A 15491-nucleotide genomic window follows, 5' to 3' on the forward strand; every position below is an offset into this window, starting at 1 on the left:
CGCCATGCCCGGAAAAACGCTGATCTTCCATCAGGACGCCAGGCAATTGCTCGTCAAGGGCGTCAACGCCCTCGCCGAAGCCGTCAAGGTCACGCTCGGGCCCGGCGGACGGAACGTGATCGTCGAACGGCCCGACGAGCGGCCGCTGGTGGCCAATTCCGGCGTCATCGTCGCCAACTCCGTCGATTTGATCGATCCCTTCGAGGAAATGGGTGCGCGCCTCTTGCGCGAAGTCGCGACGAAGACGAGCGAGGTAGCCGGGGACGGCACCACGACCGCCACCACGCTTGCGCAGGCCATCATCGTCGAAGGAATGAAGTGCGTGGCCGCCGGGCACGATCCGATGGAACTCAAGCGTGCCATCGAGCAAGCCGGGCGCTGCGTGATCGACGAGTTGCGCCGGATCTCGCGTCCGTGCACCACCGTAGCCGAGATGCGCCAGATCGCAACGATTTCCGCGAGCGGCGATGCCAGCATAGGCGAACTCGTCGCACAGGCCGTCGAACGGGTGGGCACGGACGGTGCGATCAGCATCGAAGACGGCTCCAAGCTCGACGACACCATCGAACTCGTGGAGGGCTCGCGGGTCGAGCGCGGCTATCTGTCGCCGTTGTTCGTCGAATCGGAGAGCCGGCAGGTGATTCTCGACGAACCGCGCATTCTCCTTGCCGACATGGCCATTTCCTCGCTCGCGAACCTGTTGCCGATTCTCGAAGCGGTGAGCGCAAGCACGAAACCGTTGCTGATCGTGGCGAACGAGGTGGAAGGCGAAGCGCTCGCCACGCTCGTCGTCAACCACCTGCGCGGAACGCTCAAGTCCTGCGCGATCCGCTCACCGGGTTTTGGCGACGCGCGCACGGCGCAGCTCGGGGATCTGGCGGCACTGACGGGCGCCACGGTCATTTCTCCGAAAGCAGGCCGTACGATCGAGCATGCGACCCTCGACGATCTCGGATCGGCTCGACGCGTGGAAATTACAAGCGACGCAACCATGATCATCGCCGGCAACGGCGAGAAGGCCTCTATCGAGCAACGCATCGCCAATCTGCGCGCGCAGCTCGCCGCCGCGGGTAGCGACTACGATCGCGATCTGCTGAAGCGGCGCCTGGCCAAACTGGCTGGTGGCGTGGCCGTCATCGAGGTAGGCGCCGCCACCGAGGCCGCCCTCAAGGAGCGCCGCAACCGCTTCGACGACGCATTGCATGCCACGCGGGCGGCCGTGGAGGAAGGGATCGTCGCAGGAGGCGGCGTGGCGCTGCTGCGCGCACGCCGTGCGCTCGCACCGCTCGAACTCGGCACGGAAGTCGAGCGGCTCGGCGCGCGCATCGTGCACGACGCGCTCGCCTGGCCGTTGCGCCAGATCGCGCAAAACGCCGGGGCCGATGGGCAATCCGTGGTACATGCCGTGGCTGCAGCCGAAGGCGCTTACGGATACGACGCCAAACGGGCCACGTACGGCGACATGATCGAATTCGGCATCGTGGACCCGGTGAAGGTCACGCGTTCGGCTCTGCAAAACGCGGTTTCGGTCGCCTCGCTGATGCTGACCACCGACTGCATGGTTGCCAACGCGCCGCTCCCCGGCGCGCCAGGCCACGCCCCGAGCGCGGGCGCGACATCGTACGATGGGCTCGCCGCCCGGTTTTGACTGCAAGCCGATGCGGCGCGCGCGCCATCTTCCGCTCCAACGCGCCGATCATGCCGGGAGCCGGCGGGCTTCGCGCAGGCAGTGGCGGTGCATGGATCTCGCGATGCGACGCGCTGCCAGCTATCCGCATCCGGCCGGCGCCGTCAAACGCATCGAAACACACATTTCCGTCGTCTATCTCGCCGGCCGCTATGCCTACAAGATCGCGAAGCCCGTCAACCTCGGCTTCGTCGATTTCACGACCGCCCGCGAGCGGTGCCGCTGCGCATTTGCCGCCCTGCGGCTCAACCGGCGCCTCGCACCCGCGATCTACCTCGACGTAGTGCCCATACGCCGCATCGGCCGGACGTTTACGATGCGCCGCGCGCGTGGGGCATCCATCGTCGACCATGCGCTCAAAATGAGGCGCTTCGACGAGCGCGATGTCTTCTCGAATCTGCTCGCAAGCGGCCGGCTGCTTGCGAGCGATGTCGAGCATGCCGCCACGAGCATCGCGTCGTTTCATCGGCGCGCTTCGCGGCACGTGCCGGCTCATTCGCTGGGATCGGCGCAACGCGTGGTCACCGATATCGAAACGGTGCTTCACTCCCTCGTACGCGAGGCACCGACGCTCGTCGATCACGATCTGCGCCACTGGTGCCGCGAGGAGACGGCCCGCCTTCGGCCGCACTTCGCGCAGCGCCGCGCGGCCGGATTCGTGCGCGAGTGCCACGGCGATCTGCACCTCGAGAATATCGTGCGACTTCCCGGTGGCGTCGCCGCTTTCGATTGCATCGAGTTCGACGAGGGACTGCGGTGGACCGACGTCACGGCCGATATCGCGTTCACGGTCATGGATTTTCTTGCTTATGGGCATGGCGAGTTCGCGACGCGCTTCTTGAATCGCTGGCTCGGTGCGACCGGCGATTTCGACGGGCTGGCCGCGCTGCGGTTCTATATCGTCTATCGCGCGCTCGTGCGTGCGCTCGTCGCACGGCTCAAGGCACGGGATGACACCGCCACCGGCACACGCTACCTGACGCTCGTCCGAAACGTTATCGCCGCGCCGCGCCCATTTCTCGTGCTCTGCCATGGCTATTCCGGGTCGGGCAAATCGGTGGCCGCGCAGGCGCTCGCACCGCTCGCAGGCGCGATACGCATCAGCAGCGACATGGAGCGCAAGCGCGAGAAAGGCACGCTGGCCGACGTGGAGTCAACGCGGCTGCCGGCAGCCGCCTACACGCATCAGTCGATCGATTCGAATTACGTGCGACTGAGCGAAATCGCAAGCCGGCTGCTTGCAGCCGGATTACCGGTGATCGTGGACGCCAGCTTTCTCGCTCGCGAGCACCGCGCACACTTCATTTCGCTCGCGCAACGCGCTCGCGTAGCGCTTCTTATTGCGGACTTCAACGCCGACACGAACGTCATGGCATCGCGCCTGGCCCGACGGGCAAGCGATCGCAGCGAATCGTCGGACGCCGGCGCCGCGGTGCTGATGCAGCAAATGGCCCAGGCCGATGTCCTTACCCATGAAGAGCGTTCCCTGACTATCCCCTTCGATACCGACGTCGCACGCGAAGCGTTGGAACATCGAGACTACTGGTCACCGCTGCTCGATCGCCTGCCGCATGGCAGTTGGCTCTCGGGAACCCCGCATCGCGCGCAATAGCTTGCCGGGAAACGGGCATTTCCGACCGGGGTTCGCGCCTGAATTCGTTTTAAAACGACGCAGCTAATTCACATCGTTCGCCAATCTGGCAAAATCGCCGTGCCCGCATAACGGGCGCGACTACGGACTACGAAAAACAGGAGACCAAGCGCGATCATCCTTATCGATCAGGAGGAGCAATGTTCGTATCGCCCGAATCCCGTTGTCCTCGTCCGCAATCTCCGTTCCTGCGCCAGCGCGTCATTGCCCGGTTCGCCCGCGCGCTGATTCTCGTCGGCCTGACAGGCACCGCACTCGCCCGTGCCGACACGCTCGCCACATTGCCGCCACCGCCCTCGGAGCTTTACGGCGATCTCTTCGTGGCCGTGCAAACGCAGCAGATTTTCGACGATCAGAAAACGTTCGTCGACGCCGTGCCGAACAGCACCCCCGCCACGATCCTGCAACTTTATTCGCAGCAGAAAAACCAGCCGAACTTCGATCTGAAATCGTTTGTACTCGCGAATTTCACGTTGCCGACCGAACCGGTGATCACCCCGCCAGCCGGACAGACGCTGCGCGAGCATATCGACTGGCTCTGGCCCAAGCTCACGCGCACGACGACGACCGCCCCACCCTACAGTTCGCTCATCCCGTTGCCGAAGCCTTACGTCGTTCCGGGCGGACGGTTCCGCGAAGGTTATTACTGGGACACCTACTTCACGATGCTCGGCCTGCAGGAGTCCGGGCGGGAGGATCTCGTCGACAACATGCTCGACGATTTCGCCTACGAAATCGACCAGTTCGGCCATATTCCCAACGGCAATCGCACGTATTACCTGAGCCGTTCGCAGCCGCCGTTTTTTGCGCAGATGGTTACGCTCGCAGCGGACAAGGAAGGGCCGCGCGTGTATCAGAAGTACCTGCCGCAGTTGCGCAAGGAATATGCGTACTGGATGCGCGGCGAAACGACGACGGCGCGCGGGCAGGCGATGCGAAACGTCGTGGTGCTGCCCGACGGCACCGTACTCAACCGCTACTGGGACGAGCGCGATACGCCGCGCGACGAGTCGTATCTCGAGGACGTCAAGACGGCGCAGCTCGTTCCCTCCAGGCCCGCCAACGAGGTATATCGCGATTTGCGTGCCGCGGCTGAATCGGGGTGGGACTTCAGTTCGCGCTGGTTCGGCGACAACGCCACCCTCGCGACGATCCGCACGACGTCGATCGTACCGGTCGACCTGAACAGCCTGCTCTTCGGGCTCGAACTGACGATCGTGAAGGGCTGCGGCGTCGCGCGCGATATCGGCTGCGTGACCGAGTTCATCGGGCGCGCGAAGCGCCGGGCCGAAGGGATCAATCGCTATCTCTGGAATCGCAACGGCTATTACGGCGACTACGATTGGCAACTCGGCAAACCGCGAGACAACATTTCGGTTGCCGCCGTCTATCCGATCTTCTTCGGAACCGCCTGGCCGGGCCGCGCGGAACGCACGCTGACCGCCGTACGCGGCGCGTTGCTCAAAGAACGCGGGCTCGCGACAACGACATACCAGACCGGACAGCAATGGGATGCGCCGAACGGCTGGGCACCATTGCACTGGCTGGCCGTCGAAAGCGCGCGCCGATACGGCCGAGCCGATCTCGCGAGAGACATCGGCACGCGTTTTCTCGCCGACGTCAAACAAGTCTATGCGTCCGACCAGAAACTCGTCGAGAAGTACGTGGTGGAAGGGCCGAACGCTGGTGGAGGCGGCGGCGGCGAATACCCGCTGCAAGACGGCTTCGGATGGACCAACGGCGTGACGCTCAAGCTGCTCGACCTGTACGCGCCGGGCGAATGAAGCGACAACCCGTGCGTGCGCAACGCCGCACGGGCTTTTCGCCGCGAGCCTCTATCTCAGCCGGCCTTCACCTCGATACGTCGCGGACGCGCTTCCTCGCGGCGCGGGATGGTGAGTTTCAGCACGCCGTCGCGCAGTTCGGCCTCGATCTTCGACGTATCGAAGTCGGGGCTGATCTGGAACGTGCGCGCGAAACGCGGCTCGCGCACCTCGATGTGCTGCACGCGCAACGCAGCCGGCGTGGGCACGACCGCTTGCGCCTCGATGGACAGATTACCGTCGTGCACCTTCACGTCGAGGTTCTCCCGGCTCACGCCCGGCAGATCCGCCCATAGCGTGATGCCCTGACTGTTCTCGAAGACGTCGACCGCGGGCGCCAGCGTCGGCGCGCGCCGCGCTTCGCTTCCCTCCTGGCCCGCGACGGGTGGCTGAGCTTGTTTCGTCAGTTGGGTCGTATCGCTCATGATGGACCTCCTTCCCGTTACCCGTTATTGCACCGTGACGACGCGTGGCTTCGACGCTTCGCGCTTGCCCACGCTGACGACGAGACATCCGTTCTCATAGCGCGCCGCCACCTTGTCCGGATCCGCCGACTGCGGCAACTCGACCACGCGCCGAAAACTGCCCGTAAAGCGCTCCTGCGCGTAGACGCGCGTATCTTCGCTCGTCTGCGCCTGCACGGGCTTGCGCTCGCCGCTGATCGTGAGCAGCCCCTTGTCGATGGATACGTCGAGCTGAGAAGCATCGACGCCCGGGACGAACGCGACGATTTCGATCGAATCGTCGGTCACGCCGATGTTGATTTGAGGGAAAGTGCCGAAGCGGCTCGCCCGGATGCTCGACGGAAAACCGCCGAACAGACTCATCATCTGCCGCTGCAAACGGTCGAAATCGTTGAATAGATCGGTGCCGAAATACAGATCGCTCATGGTCAGTCCTCCTTCAATGCCGACTGCAGGCAAGGCTGCATCGAGCACACCCGCGCACTCGCCGACAACCCGGCCGATAAGGCTCGAGGGTCAGCGCACGTCGCGCCGCCCGAGCGACACGAAGATAGGAACCGCCGCGACGATTTCAAGACCCCGGCGCACGAGCACCGGGCAGCGCTCAGGCAAGCAGCAAACCGAGCTCGCGCGCGCCGTCGCGCAGCACTGGCAAGAAGCGGCTTTCCATTTCCGCCACGGAGATGCGCGCCGCCTGCACGCCTACGTTGAGCGCCGCCACGACGCGACCGTCAGGCGCCTCGATCGGCACGGCGATCGAGCGCAGCCCGATTTCGAGTTCCTGATCGTTGATTGCGTAGCCATTGCGGCGCACCGAATCGAGCGCTTCGCGCAGCCCCTCATCCGAGACGATCGTGCGCGGCGTGTGCTGGATCAGCTTGACGCGGGCGAGGTAGGCATCGAGCGCCTCGGGCGTCAAATGCGAGAGCAGCATGCGGCCCATCGAGGTGCAGTACGCAGGCAGGCGGCTACCCACGTGCAGATCGATCGTCATGATCCGCGACGTAAAAGCGCGGGCGATATAAAGAATTTCGTCGCCGTCGAGGATGGCCACCGAGCTCGATTCGTTCAGCGTCTTGCTGATGTGGCGCAGCACAGGTTGCGCGGCGTTCGCGAGCGGCGTGGAGGCCAGATAAGCATGCCCCAGTGCCAGGATGCGCGGGCGCAGCGCGAAATTGCGGCCGTCCTCCGCGCTGACGAACCCGAGCTTGCCGAGCGTATGCAGGCAGCGCCGGACGGCGGCGCGCGGAATACCCGTGCGCTGGCTGATCTGAGAGATCGTCAGGAGGCGGCGCTGCGGAGAAAACGCCTGAATCACGGCAAGCCCGCGCGCGAGCGACGTCATGAAATCGGGGTCGCTTTCCGCCGCCGTGCTTTCTTCCGCGCTCGCGGCGGATGAGCCATCGTGGCCTGCTGACTTGGACGGCTGCGGCTCGGACGGGGGCTGGGGGTGGTGTTCGGCCTGCGCAGCCAAATCGAGTGGGTCCGGCATGTCGGTCTCCTGATTACGTTTGGCCGATACTACACGATTTGTTCGATTACCGAACAAAAGATGGTATGCAATGGCGCTTTGTAAGCGTGCCACGGGCTAATTTGTTCGATTATCGAACCGCATTTCGATAATCGCCATTGACGCTGCATGCCGCGCGTCCTACATTGGCGAACGACCCGACAGCGACGAGCGCGTTCCCAGGAGCGCCACCAGCCCACATGATCGACAAAACCGTTTCTTCGCTCGAAGACGCCGTAGCGGGCATCTTCGACGGCGCCACCGTGATGATCGGCGGCTTCGGCACGGCGGGGCAGCCCGCCGAACTCATCGACGCCCTGATTGCGCAGGGCGCGAAAGATCTCACGATCGTCAACAACAATGCCGGCAACGGCGAGATTGGCTTGGCCGCGCTGCTGAAGGCGAAACGCGTGCGCAAGATCATCTGCTCGTTTCCGCGGCAAGCCGATTCGCAGGTGTTCGACGGGCTCTATCGCGCCGGGGAGATCGAACTCGAACTCGTGCCCCAGGGCAATCTCGCCTTGCGCATCCAGGCGGCCGGTGCCGGGCTCGGTGCCGTCTTCACGCCCACCGGCTACGGCACGCTGCTCGCCGAGGGTAAGGAAACCCGCGAGATCGACGGCAAGCACTACGTGCTCGAATACCCGATCAAAGCCGACTTCGCGCTGATCAAGGCACACCGCGGCGACCGCTGGGGCAACCTCGTCTACCGCAAGAGCGCGCGCAATTTCGGCCCCATCATGGCCATGGCCGCCGCGACGACGATCGCACAGGTGGGCGAAGTCCTGCCGCTCGGGGCCATCGACCCGGAAACGGTCGTCACGCCCGGCATCTTCGTTCGGCGCGTAGTCGCGGTGCCCGCCAGTCGGGCCGCCGCCGCGTAGCAAAGTGAGAGGGAGCGAGAGAATACGATGAACGCATCGAACAAATGGAGCCGGGACGACATGGCCCGGCGCGTCGCGCGGGACATTCCCGAAGGCGCCTACGTGAATCTCGGCATTGGCTTGCCGACGAAGGTCGCGAACTATCTGCCCAAGGACCGCGAGATTTTCCTGCACAGCGAAAACGGCCTGCTCGGCATGGGCCCCGCGCCGGCGCCGGGCGAGGAAGACCCTGAACTCATCAACGCGGGCAAGGAGCCCGTCACGTTGCTCGAAGGCGGATGCTTCTTCCATCATGGCGATTCGTTCGCGATGATGCGTGGCGGACACCTCGATATCTGCGTACTCGGCGCATTCCAGGTTTCGGCGCGCGGCGATCTCGCCAACTGGCATACCGGTGCGCCCGATGCGATTCCCGCCGTTGGCGGCGCAATGGACCTCGCGATCGGTGCGAAACAGGTGTTCGTCATGACCGATCACCTGACGAAAAGCGGCGAATGCAAGATCGTCGAGCGCTGCACCTACCCGCTCACGGGCATCGGCTGCGTCGATCGCATCTACACCGACTTGGCCGTGATCGACGTCACGCCGCGAGGGCTCGAGGTGATCGAGATCGTCGACGGCGTTTCTTTCGATGCGCTGCAGGCCGTCACGCCGGTGCCGCTCATTGCGCGGCCGCTGCCTGCCTCAGCCTGACGCTGCGGCGCGATACCGAACCTCTCATCAGGACTCCTAAATGAACGAAGCCTATATCTGCGACGCCGTACGCACGCCGTTCGGCCGCTACGGCGGCGCATTGTCGAACATGCGGACCGACGATCTCGGGGCCGCGCCCATCCGGGCGCTGATCGAGCGTAACGGCTCGGTGGACTGGAGCGCTATCGACGACGTCATTTACGGCTGCGCCAACCAGGCCGGCGAGGACAACCGCAACGTTGCCCGCATGGCGGCGCTGCTGGCCGGGCTCCCGGTGGAGGTGCCCGGCAGCACCGTCAACCGTCTGTGCGGCTCCGGCCTCGATGCGATCGGCACGGCCGCACGCGCGATCAAGACCGGCGAGACGGGCCTCATGATCGCCGGTGGAGTGGAAAGCATGAGCCGTGCGCCGTTCGTGATGGGCAAGGCTGAGAGCGCATTCAGCCGTTCGATGAAAGTGGAGGACACCACGATCGGCTGGCGATTCGTCAACCCGGCGATGAAGGCGCTGTATGGTGTCGACTCTATGCCGGAGACGGCGGAAAACGTCGCGGGCGACTTTTCCGTGAACCGGGAAGATCAGGATGCGTTCGCGTTGCGCAGCCAATTGCGGACGGCGGCAGCGCAGGAAGCGGGCCGCTTTCGCGATGAACTGATCGCCGTGCATATTCCGCAGAAAAAGGGCGAGCCGATCGTCGTCGAGAAAGACGAGCACCCGCGCGCGACGTCGTTCGAAGCGCTCGCGAAGCTCAAGGGCGTGGTACGTCCCGATGGGACGGTGACGGCGGGCAACTCGTCGGGCGTCAATGATGGGGCTTGTGCGCTGCTTCTTGCCAATGAGCAGACTGCGGCGCGCTACGGGCTGCGACCGATCGTGCGCGTGGTGGCACTGGCAACCGCAGGCGTAGCGCCGCGCATCATGGGCTTCGGTCCCGCGCCGGCGGTGCGGAAAGTGCTCGCGAAGACCGGGCTTTCGCTCGACCAGATGGACGTGATCGAACTCAACGAGGCTTTTGCCGCGCAGGCACTCGCCGTCACGCGCGATCTCGGGCTCGCCGACGACGATGCGCGCGTGAACCCGAACGGCGGCGCCATTGCGCTCGGCCATCCGCTCGGCGCCTCGGGCGCACGGCTCGCGACCACGGCCGCCTATCAACTTGCTCGTACGGGCGGACGCTATGCCCTTTGCACGATGTGCATCGGCGTTGGGCAGGGCATCGCCGTGGTACTCGAACGCGTATGATGCACGCGTGCATGAACTGAAGGAACGATATCGATGGCAACGCTCCATTACCAGCTGGCCGGCCCCGACGATGCCCCCGTGGTCGTGCTCTCGAACTCGCTCGGCACCACACTCGAAATGTGGGAGCCGCAAATGCAAGCGCTCACGCAGCAGTTTCGTGTGCTGCGATATGACGCGCGCGGCCACGGGCGATCGGCGTTGCTCCCTCCCCCGTATTCCATCGACGATCTCGGTAATGATGTGGTCGTACTGCTGGACAAGCTCGGTATCGAGCGAGCCGATTTTGTCGGCATTTCGATGGGCGGATTGATCGGGCAATGGCTCGCGATTCACAAACCTGAGCGGATCGGCAAACTGATCGTGAGCAATACCGCCGCGCGTATCGGTACCGCGGACGGCTGGCGGGCACGTGCGGAACTCGTTCGCGCACAGGGGCTTGCCGAGGTGGCGGGAAGCTCACCTGCGCGCTGGTTTACCCCGCGTTTCGCGGCGGAGCAGGTAGCCCGGGTCGAGCCGCTTGTCGAACGGCTTCGCACGCTCTCGCCCGAAGGGTACGCGGCCTGCTGCGACGTGCTCGGCGCCACGGATTTGCGCGATGCCATTGGGAAGATTACGGCGCCTACGCTCGTGATTGCCGGCGAGCATGATCCGGTGACGACGGTTGCCGACGCACGGTTCATCGTGAGGCAGGTTGCCGGTGCCACGCTCGCGACGCTGCCTGCATCGCATTTGTCGAATATCGAAGTGCCGGAAGCGTTTAACGAAGCCGTGCTCTCGTTTCTTGCCGGTTGAGTCGATGTCGCCGGATGGCACGAGCTTGCGCTGACGAGACGTGCCTTCGTTTCACTCGACGTCACGAGACGACCCTGTCGCGCTCGTGACGTTTTGCATTGTGCCTTCGTCAGGCCACGTGCTTAGTAACGCACCTGCAAATTATCGAGAACGGATACCGCGCCCCACTTGAACGAGCACGAACGGCCTACTTCGATTCCCACCTTCTTGCCGTCAATGTCCTGTTGTTCCGAGATCGGCGTGCAGCCGCCGGTTATCGACACGGTGGGCGTGCCCTGCTTCGATAGCGGGAACTCGATCGCGGCATCTTCCGGAATGCGGTGAGTCAACGTCACGCTTTCGATGTAGTCGTCCGGCAGCGTGAAGATCGGCGCGCCATCCACCCACAAAGTGTAATAGTCGTGCTGAAACGGCGTTTGGCTCACGCACAGCTTGCTCGTGTGGGCGCCGTTCGTTTGGCTTTGGCACTTCGGCTCAGCCGCGTGTGCCACCCCGACGGAGGCGAGGCATAGAAGGAGGCTTGGCAGTATTTTTTGATTCATCTTCGTTGTGGTTATCAGGTCCCATCGATATCGAGCATTCCCGCTCGCCGAGACGAGCAATTTCACCTTCGAATCAACACATTATGGCGAGGCATGCCGGATTCTTTCATGAATTCCGACACCCTTCGATAGGTGAAGGCTATAGCATAAATGAAATATTTTGATTGGTCACGCGCTCGAATGCCCACCGATACTATCCCCCGCCGAATATCAATACCAATCCGAGGGCATTAAAGTGAAAAGAGATTCCGTACGTCTGAAAAAGTATTCAGCTGCGATCATGGCCGCCATGACGCTAGGTGCAAGCGCTATGCCGGCGTGGGCCGACGGCTCGCCACGATCGAACGGCTTCTGGTGGCCCGAGAGACTCGATCTTTCGCCGCTACGTCAGCACGACGCCGAGTCGAATCCTTACGGCGCTGACTTCAATTACGCCAAGGCATTCAATAGCCTCGACCTCGACGCGGTGAAGAAGGACATCAAGTCCGTCCTGACTACGTCGCAAAGCTGGTGGCCGGCGGACTACGGCAACTATGGGCCGTTTTTTATTCGAATGGCATGGCATGGTGCCGGCACGTATCGCACGTATGACGGACGTGGTGGCGCATCTGGCGGCCAGCAGCGGTTCGAGCCGCTGAACAGCTGGCCGGACAACGCCAACCTCGATAAGGCACGGCGGCTATTGTGGCCGGTGAAGAAGAAATATGGCGAGAAGATCTCGTGGGGCGATCTGATGGTGTTGACTGGCAACGTCGCGCTCGAATCCATGGGCTTTCAGACCTTCGGATTTGGCGGTGGGCGTGAAGACGATTGGCAGTCCGATCTGGTTTATTGGGGCGCCGGCACCAAATTCATGTCGAACAACCGGGATAAAAGCGGCAAGCTCGAAAAGCCGTTGGCCGCTACCCAAATGGGATTGATTTATGTCAATCCGGAGGGGCCAAACGGCAAGCCTGACCCTGTAGCCGCGGCAAAGGATATTCGCGAGGCATTTGGCCGCATGGCGATGAACGATGAAGAGACGCTCGCACTCATCGCAGGCGGTCACACATTCGGAAAAGCGCATGGTGCCGCGTCGCCCGATAAATGCGTTGGCCCCGCCCCCGCCGGAACGGCAATCGAACAGCAAGGGCTCGGCTGGGTCAACAAGTGCGGCACAGGCAAGGGCGACGACACGATCACGAGTGGTCTCGAAGGCGCATGGTCAGCCGACCCCGTGCACTTCACGATGCAGTATCTCGACAATTTGCTTGGGCACGAGTGGGTACTCACCAAGAGCCCGGCCGGTGCTCATCAATGGAAGCCGAAAGACGCCGAGAACATCGTCCCTGACGCGCATGATCCGTCGAAACTGCATCCTTTGATGATGTTCACGACCGACATTGCTTTGAAGGTCGATCCATCCTACAGCCGAATCGCAAAGCGGTTTCAAGAGCATCCCGAAGAATTCAAGCTGGCGTTCGCCAAGGCGTGGTTCAAGCTGACGCACAGGGACATGGGGCCGAAGGCACGTTATCTCGGCAAGGAAGTGCCGAAAGTCGATCTGATCTGGCAAGATCCGCTTCCCGCCGCCAATTACAAGATGATTGACGAAACGGATGTGGCGGCCTTGAAGAGCAAGATACTGGCATCGGGGCTGGCCAAGTCGGCACTGGTCGAGACTGCGTGGGCATCCGCCGCGACTTTCCGTGCGACCGACTATCGGGGTGGCGCAAACGGCGCTCGCATCCGGCTTGCGCCGGAGAAGGCATGGGCCGTCAACGATCCGGCAGAGCTGGCCGGCGTGCTGAAGACGCTGGAGGGCATCCAGACCGAATTCAACCGGGATAGAACGGACGGCAAGAAGGTATCGCTGGCCGACCTGATTGTGCTTGGCGGTAACGCGGCCGTTGAAGACGCGGCCAAGAAGGCCGGATACGACATCAAGGTACCGTTCTCGCCGGGTCGAACGGATGCCACGCAGGAGCAGACCGATGTCAGTTCCTTTGCCGTGCTCGAGCCAACCTCCGACGGGTTCCGCAACTACTACGCGAAGAGCAACGACAGGTCGCCGGCCGAGTTGCTCGTGGACCGGGCGAGCAAGCTCGATCTCACCGTACCCGAAATGACGGTGCTTGTCGGCGGCCTACGCGTGCTGGATGCCAATGCCGCGCACTCCAAACTCGGTGTACTGACTGACCGCCCGGGAACCTTGAGCAACGACTTCTTCGTTAATCTGCTCGATATGTCCACCAAATGGGTGAAGGCCCCGAACGCGGACGGGGTGTACGAGGGGCATGATCGAAAAACGGGCAGTCTGAAGTGGAAGGCGAGTCCTGTGGACCTAGTGTTCGGATCGAGTTCCGAGCTGAGGGCGGTCGCCGAAGTCTACGCGTCGGATGATGCGCATGAAAAGTTCGCGCGTGATTTCGTCGTTGCATGGACGAAGGTCATGAACCTTGATCGCTTTGATTTGAAGCGTAACTGATGCCGCTCTCCCGGCCGAGGACCTTGTCTCTCGGCCGGCGCGCAGGAGAAACGTATGCACCACCAGTCCGGGCTCTCCGCACTGATTCTGGGTGTGGGTTTGTTGTCGTCAATAAGCAGCTTTGCGGCCGATGTCGAGGTCAAGATGTTGAACCAAGCCTCAAACGGACAGCGAGGATTCGAACCCGCGATTGTCCACATCAGCCCGGGGGATAGCGTTCATTTCGTGGCTGTCGACAAGGGGCATAGTGTTCAGGCCATTCCCGGCATGATTCCGGAAGGGGCCAAGCCTTTTTCCGGAAAACCCAGTGACGATTTGGTCGTGAAGTTCGATCGGCCCGGCGTCTATGGGTATCGCTGCGTTCCGCATTACATGATGGGCATGGTGGGTCTGGTCGTGGTAGGGGATGCCGTGAACGAGGCAGCAGCCCGCCGCGTCGCGCAACCCCGCGATGCGAAAGCCAGTTTCGATCGGCTTTTCGCTGAACTCGATGCGAAGCGGAATGCGTGGAAATGAGGGGGGGCGTACCAATCTGACCTGCCCCCTTCGGTAGGGCCAATCGGCTTCTAGCAAAGTCCTTTCAAACCAGCCCCTGGGAAGCGGTAAGAGAGCTTCGTGAAAACGATGAAGCGAGACTATGTGAGCTTCATGCCGAAGCCCGACGCTGCAACGGCGGCACGCAATCTTGCAGTCGCCTTCGAGCGCTGAAGCCTCCACCCGCACTCGACTGGTGTGCCGCGCTCACCGTCATGTCCTGCACGCTCGCGATGGTCAGGTTTCCGCCAATGTCGGCTACCACCCGATTGGCGTTGACACCGGCCCCGACGATGTTCGTATCACCGCCACTGATGATCGTCGCCGAGTTACTCGCGTTGATATGCGTATTGTTCTGCATGACGGCATCCGAGTTGCCGTCACCATGCGCGTTCTGCATCGACGCCGAAATCCCGAACCCGTTCGTGCCGAATGACACGCCCACGCTCGCACTCGAAGACGAATTCGAGCTCCGCGTGGAATCGGTGTTCGTTGTGTTAAGCAGATTTACTTGGTTCTTTGCAATCAGCGCAACGTCGCTCGCGGTCACATCCGAACCCGCGATAGTCACGTTCCCACTATCCGGTGCGCCGGTTCCGGTCGCGATAAACGTTGCCGTACCGCCCGCTTGAACCGACGAGCCGCGCTGCATCGTCTGGTCCTCCGACGATTGGCTGGAGCTGTGACTCGAACCGACGCTGACTTGAATGGCAATGCTCGGCGTCCCGCCCTTCATCGCGCCCGCCGCAGCTAACCCTACTGTCGCGACATCCCCCGCCGCCGCAATCGCGTGGAGCGCTGCAGCCCGATCGTTGCCGCCACCGGCAGAATTGCGCACGGCCTGCGTCTCGCTGATCGCGTTGTTGATCGCGTCGCCCACCGCGCCCGACAGGCCAAGCGTCACACCGCTCTTGCTCGTCTGTTGCGTTTGCGATTGATGCGATGTATCCGTCGCCGAATCGATCGTCACATTCGCGGCTATGCCAGTCACATTCTTCGCAGCAATCAGATCGCTGCCCGTCACGTGCAGGTTGTTGCCCGCCTGGACGGTTAGATTGCCGCTAAGCGAACCGATCGTGCTTGCGTTGTTTGTGACACTGGATTCCTGATCCGTCCGCGCGAGCTTGCTACTCCCAACCGAAACGGCAATCCCTCCGCCCGCCATCAGCCCCGAGTGATGCTCTTTGCGTATTTCGGTCCA

The 15491-nt window shown here is 62.8% G+C and carries 13 protein-coding genes and 1 pseudogene; 9 read left to right on the forward strand and 5 right to left on the reverse strand.

Going from position 1 to position 15491, the window contains the following annotated elements:
• The first annotated feature begins 4 nt into the window (after positions 1-4).
• The 3 genes from groL to treA all read left to right on the forward strand — a co-directional run bounded on the left by groL (position 5) and on the right by treA (position 5122).
• On the forward strand, positions 5-1648 hold the full coding sequence (gene groL / locus U0034_RS22735; protein ID WP_085224547.1) for a chaperonin GroEL: 1644 nt from the start codon (positions 5-7) through the stop codon (positions 1646-1648).
• A 103-nt stretch (positions 1649-1751) separates the two neighbouring features.
• Positions 1752-3299 (forward strand): bifunctional aminoglycoside phosphotransferase/ATP-binding protein, encoded by a 1548-nt coding sequence (locus U0034_RS22740; protein WP_158243479.1) that lies wholly within the window; start codon positions 1752-1754, stop codon positions 3297-3299.
• 179 nt (positions 3300-3478) lie between these two features.
• Entirely contained in the window at positions 3479-5122 is a 1644-nt protein-coding gene (gene treA / locus U0034_RS22745; RefSeq protein WP_085224543.1) for an alpha,alpha-trehalase TreA, read from the forward strand.
• Positions 5123-5178: 56 nt separating this feature from the next.
• On the opposite strand, the gene U0034_RS22750 is transcribed toward treA, so the two are convergent.
• The 3 genes from U0034_RS22750 to U0034_RS22760 form a co-directional block, all read right to left on the reverse strand.
• On the reverse strand, positions 5179-5586 hold the full coding sequence (locus tag U0034_RS22750; RefSeq protein ID WP_085224541.1) for an Hsp20/alpha crystallin family protein: 408 nt from the start codon (positions 5584-5586) through the stop codon (positions 5179-5181).
• A gap of 24 nt (positions 5587-5610) precedes the next feature.
• Positions 5611-6051 carry an Hsp20/alpha crystallin family protein gene (locus U0034_RS22755; RefSeq protein WP_085224539.1) on the reverse strand — a complete coding sequence of 147 codons (441 nt, stop codon included), beginning with the start codon at positions 6049-6051 and terminating at the stop codon, positions 5611-5613.
• A 178-nt stretch (positions 6052-6229) separates the two neighbouring features.
• A complete protein-coding gene (locus U0034_RS22760) occupies positions 6230-7117 on the reverse strand; it encodes an IclR family transcriptional regulator domain-containing protein (protein ID WP_085224537.1) in 888 nt (295 codons plus the stop codon).
• Between the two features lie 218 nt (positions 7118-7335).
• Between U0034_RS22760 and U0034_RS22765 the strand changes: the two genes are divergently transcribed.
• The 4 genes from U0034_RS22765 to pcaD are packed head-to-tail and all read left to right on the forward strand — an operon-like array spanning position 7336 to position 10747.
• Positions 7336-8019, forward strand: a complete 684-nt coding sequence (locus tag U0034_RS22765) for a 3-oxoacid CoA-transferase subunit A (protein ID WP_085224535.1) — start codon at positions 7336-7338, stop codon at positions 8017-8019.
• 27 nt (positions 8020-8046) lie between these two features.
• Positions 8047-8712, forward strand: a complete 666-nt coding sequence (locus U0034_RS22770) for a 3-oxoacid CoA-transferase subunit B (RefSeq protein ID WP_085224533.1) — start codon at positions 8047-8049, stop codon at positions 8710-8712.
• A gap of 40 nt (positions 8713-8752) precedes the next feature.
• The gene (gene pcaF, locus U0034_RS22775) at positions 8753-9955 is read left to right on the forward strand and encodes a 3-oxoadipyl-CoA thiolase (RefSeq protein ID WP_085224531.1); all 1203 of its coding nucleotides are present in this window, start codon (positions 8753-8755) and stop codon (positions 9953-9955) included.
• A gap of 33 nt (positions 9956-9988) precedes the next feature.
• On the forward strand, positions 9989-10747 hold the full coding sequence (gene pcaD / locus U0034_RS22780; protein WP_085224529.1) for a 3-oxoadipate enol-lactonase: 759 nt from the start codon (positions 9989-9991) through the stop codon (positions 10745-10747).
• Between the two features lie 122 nt (positions 10748-10869).
• Here the strand turns inward: pcaD and U0034_RS22785 are convergent, their stop codons facing one another.
• Complete coding sequence (locus U0034_RS22785) at positions 10870-11289, reverse strand: hypothetical protein (RefSeq protein WP_085224527.1); 420 nt, start codon at positions 11287-11289, stop codon at positions 10870-10872.
• Between the two features lie 289 nt (positions 11290-11578).
• Here U0034_RS22785 and katG point away from each other — a divergent pair, with 289 nt between their 5' ends.
• Both katG and U0034_RS22795 read left to right on the forward strand, forming a co-directional pair.
• The gene (gene katG / locus U0034_RS22790; RefSeq protein WP_199187033.1) at positions 11579-13756 is read left to right on the forward strand and encodes a catalase/peroxidase HPI; all 2178 of its coding nucleotides are present in this window, start codon (positions 11579-11581) and stop codon (positions 13754-13756) included.
• A gap of 54 nt (positions 13757-13810) precedes the next feature.
• Entirely contained in the window at positions 13811-14272 is a 462-nt protein-coding gene (locus U0034_RS22795; protein ID WP_085224523.1) for a pseudoazurin, read from the forward strand.
• A gap of 187 nt (positions 14273-14459) precedes the next feature.
• On the opposite strand, the pseudogene U0034_RS22800 reads toward U0034_RS22795, so the two are convergent.
• Positions 14460-15476 (reverse strand): annotated as a pseudogene (locus U0034_RS22800) (hemagglutinin repeat-containing protein); the annotation flags it as partial.
• Positions 15477-15491 lie beyond the last annotated feature (15 nt).

The sequence above is a fragment of the Trinickia caryophylli genome, assembly GCF_034424545.1.
In the GTDB taxonomy this organism is placed as follows: Bacteria; Pseudomonadota; Gammaproteobacteria; order Burkholderiales; family Burkholderiaceae; genus Trinickia; species Trinickia caryophylli.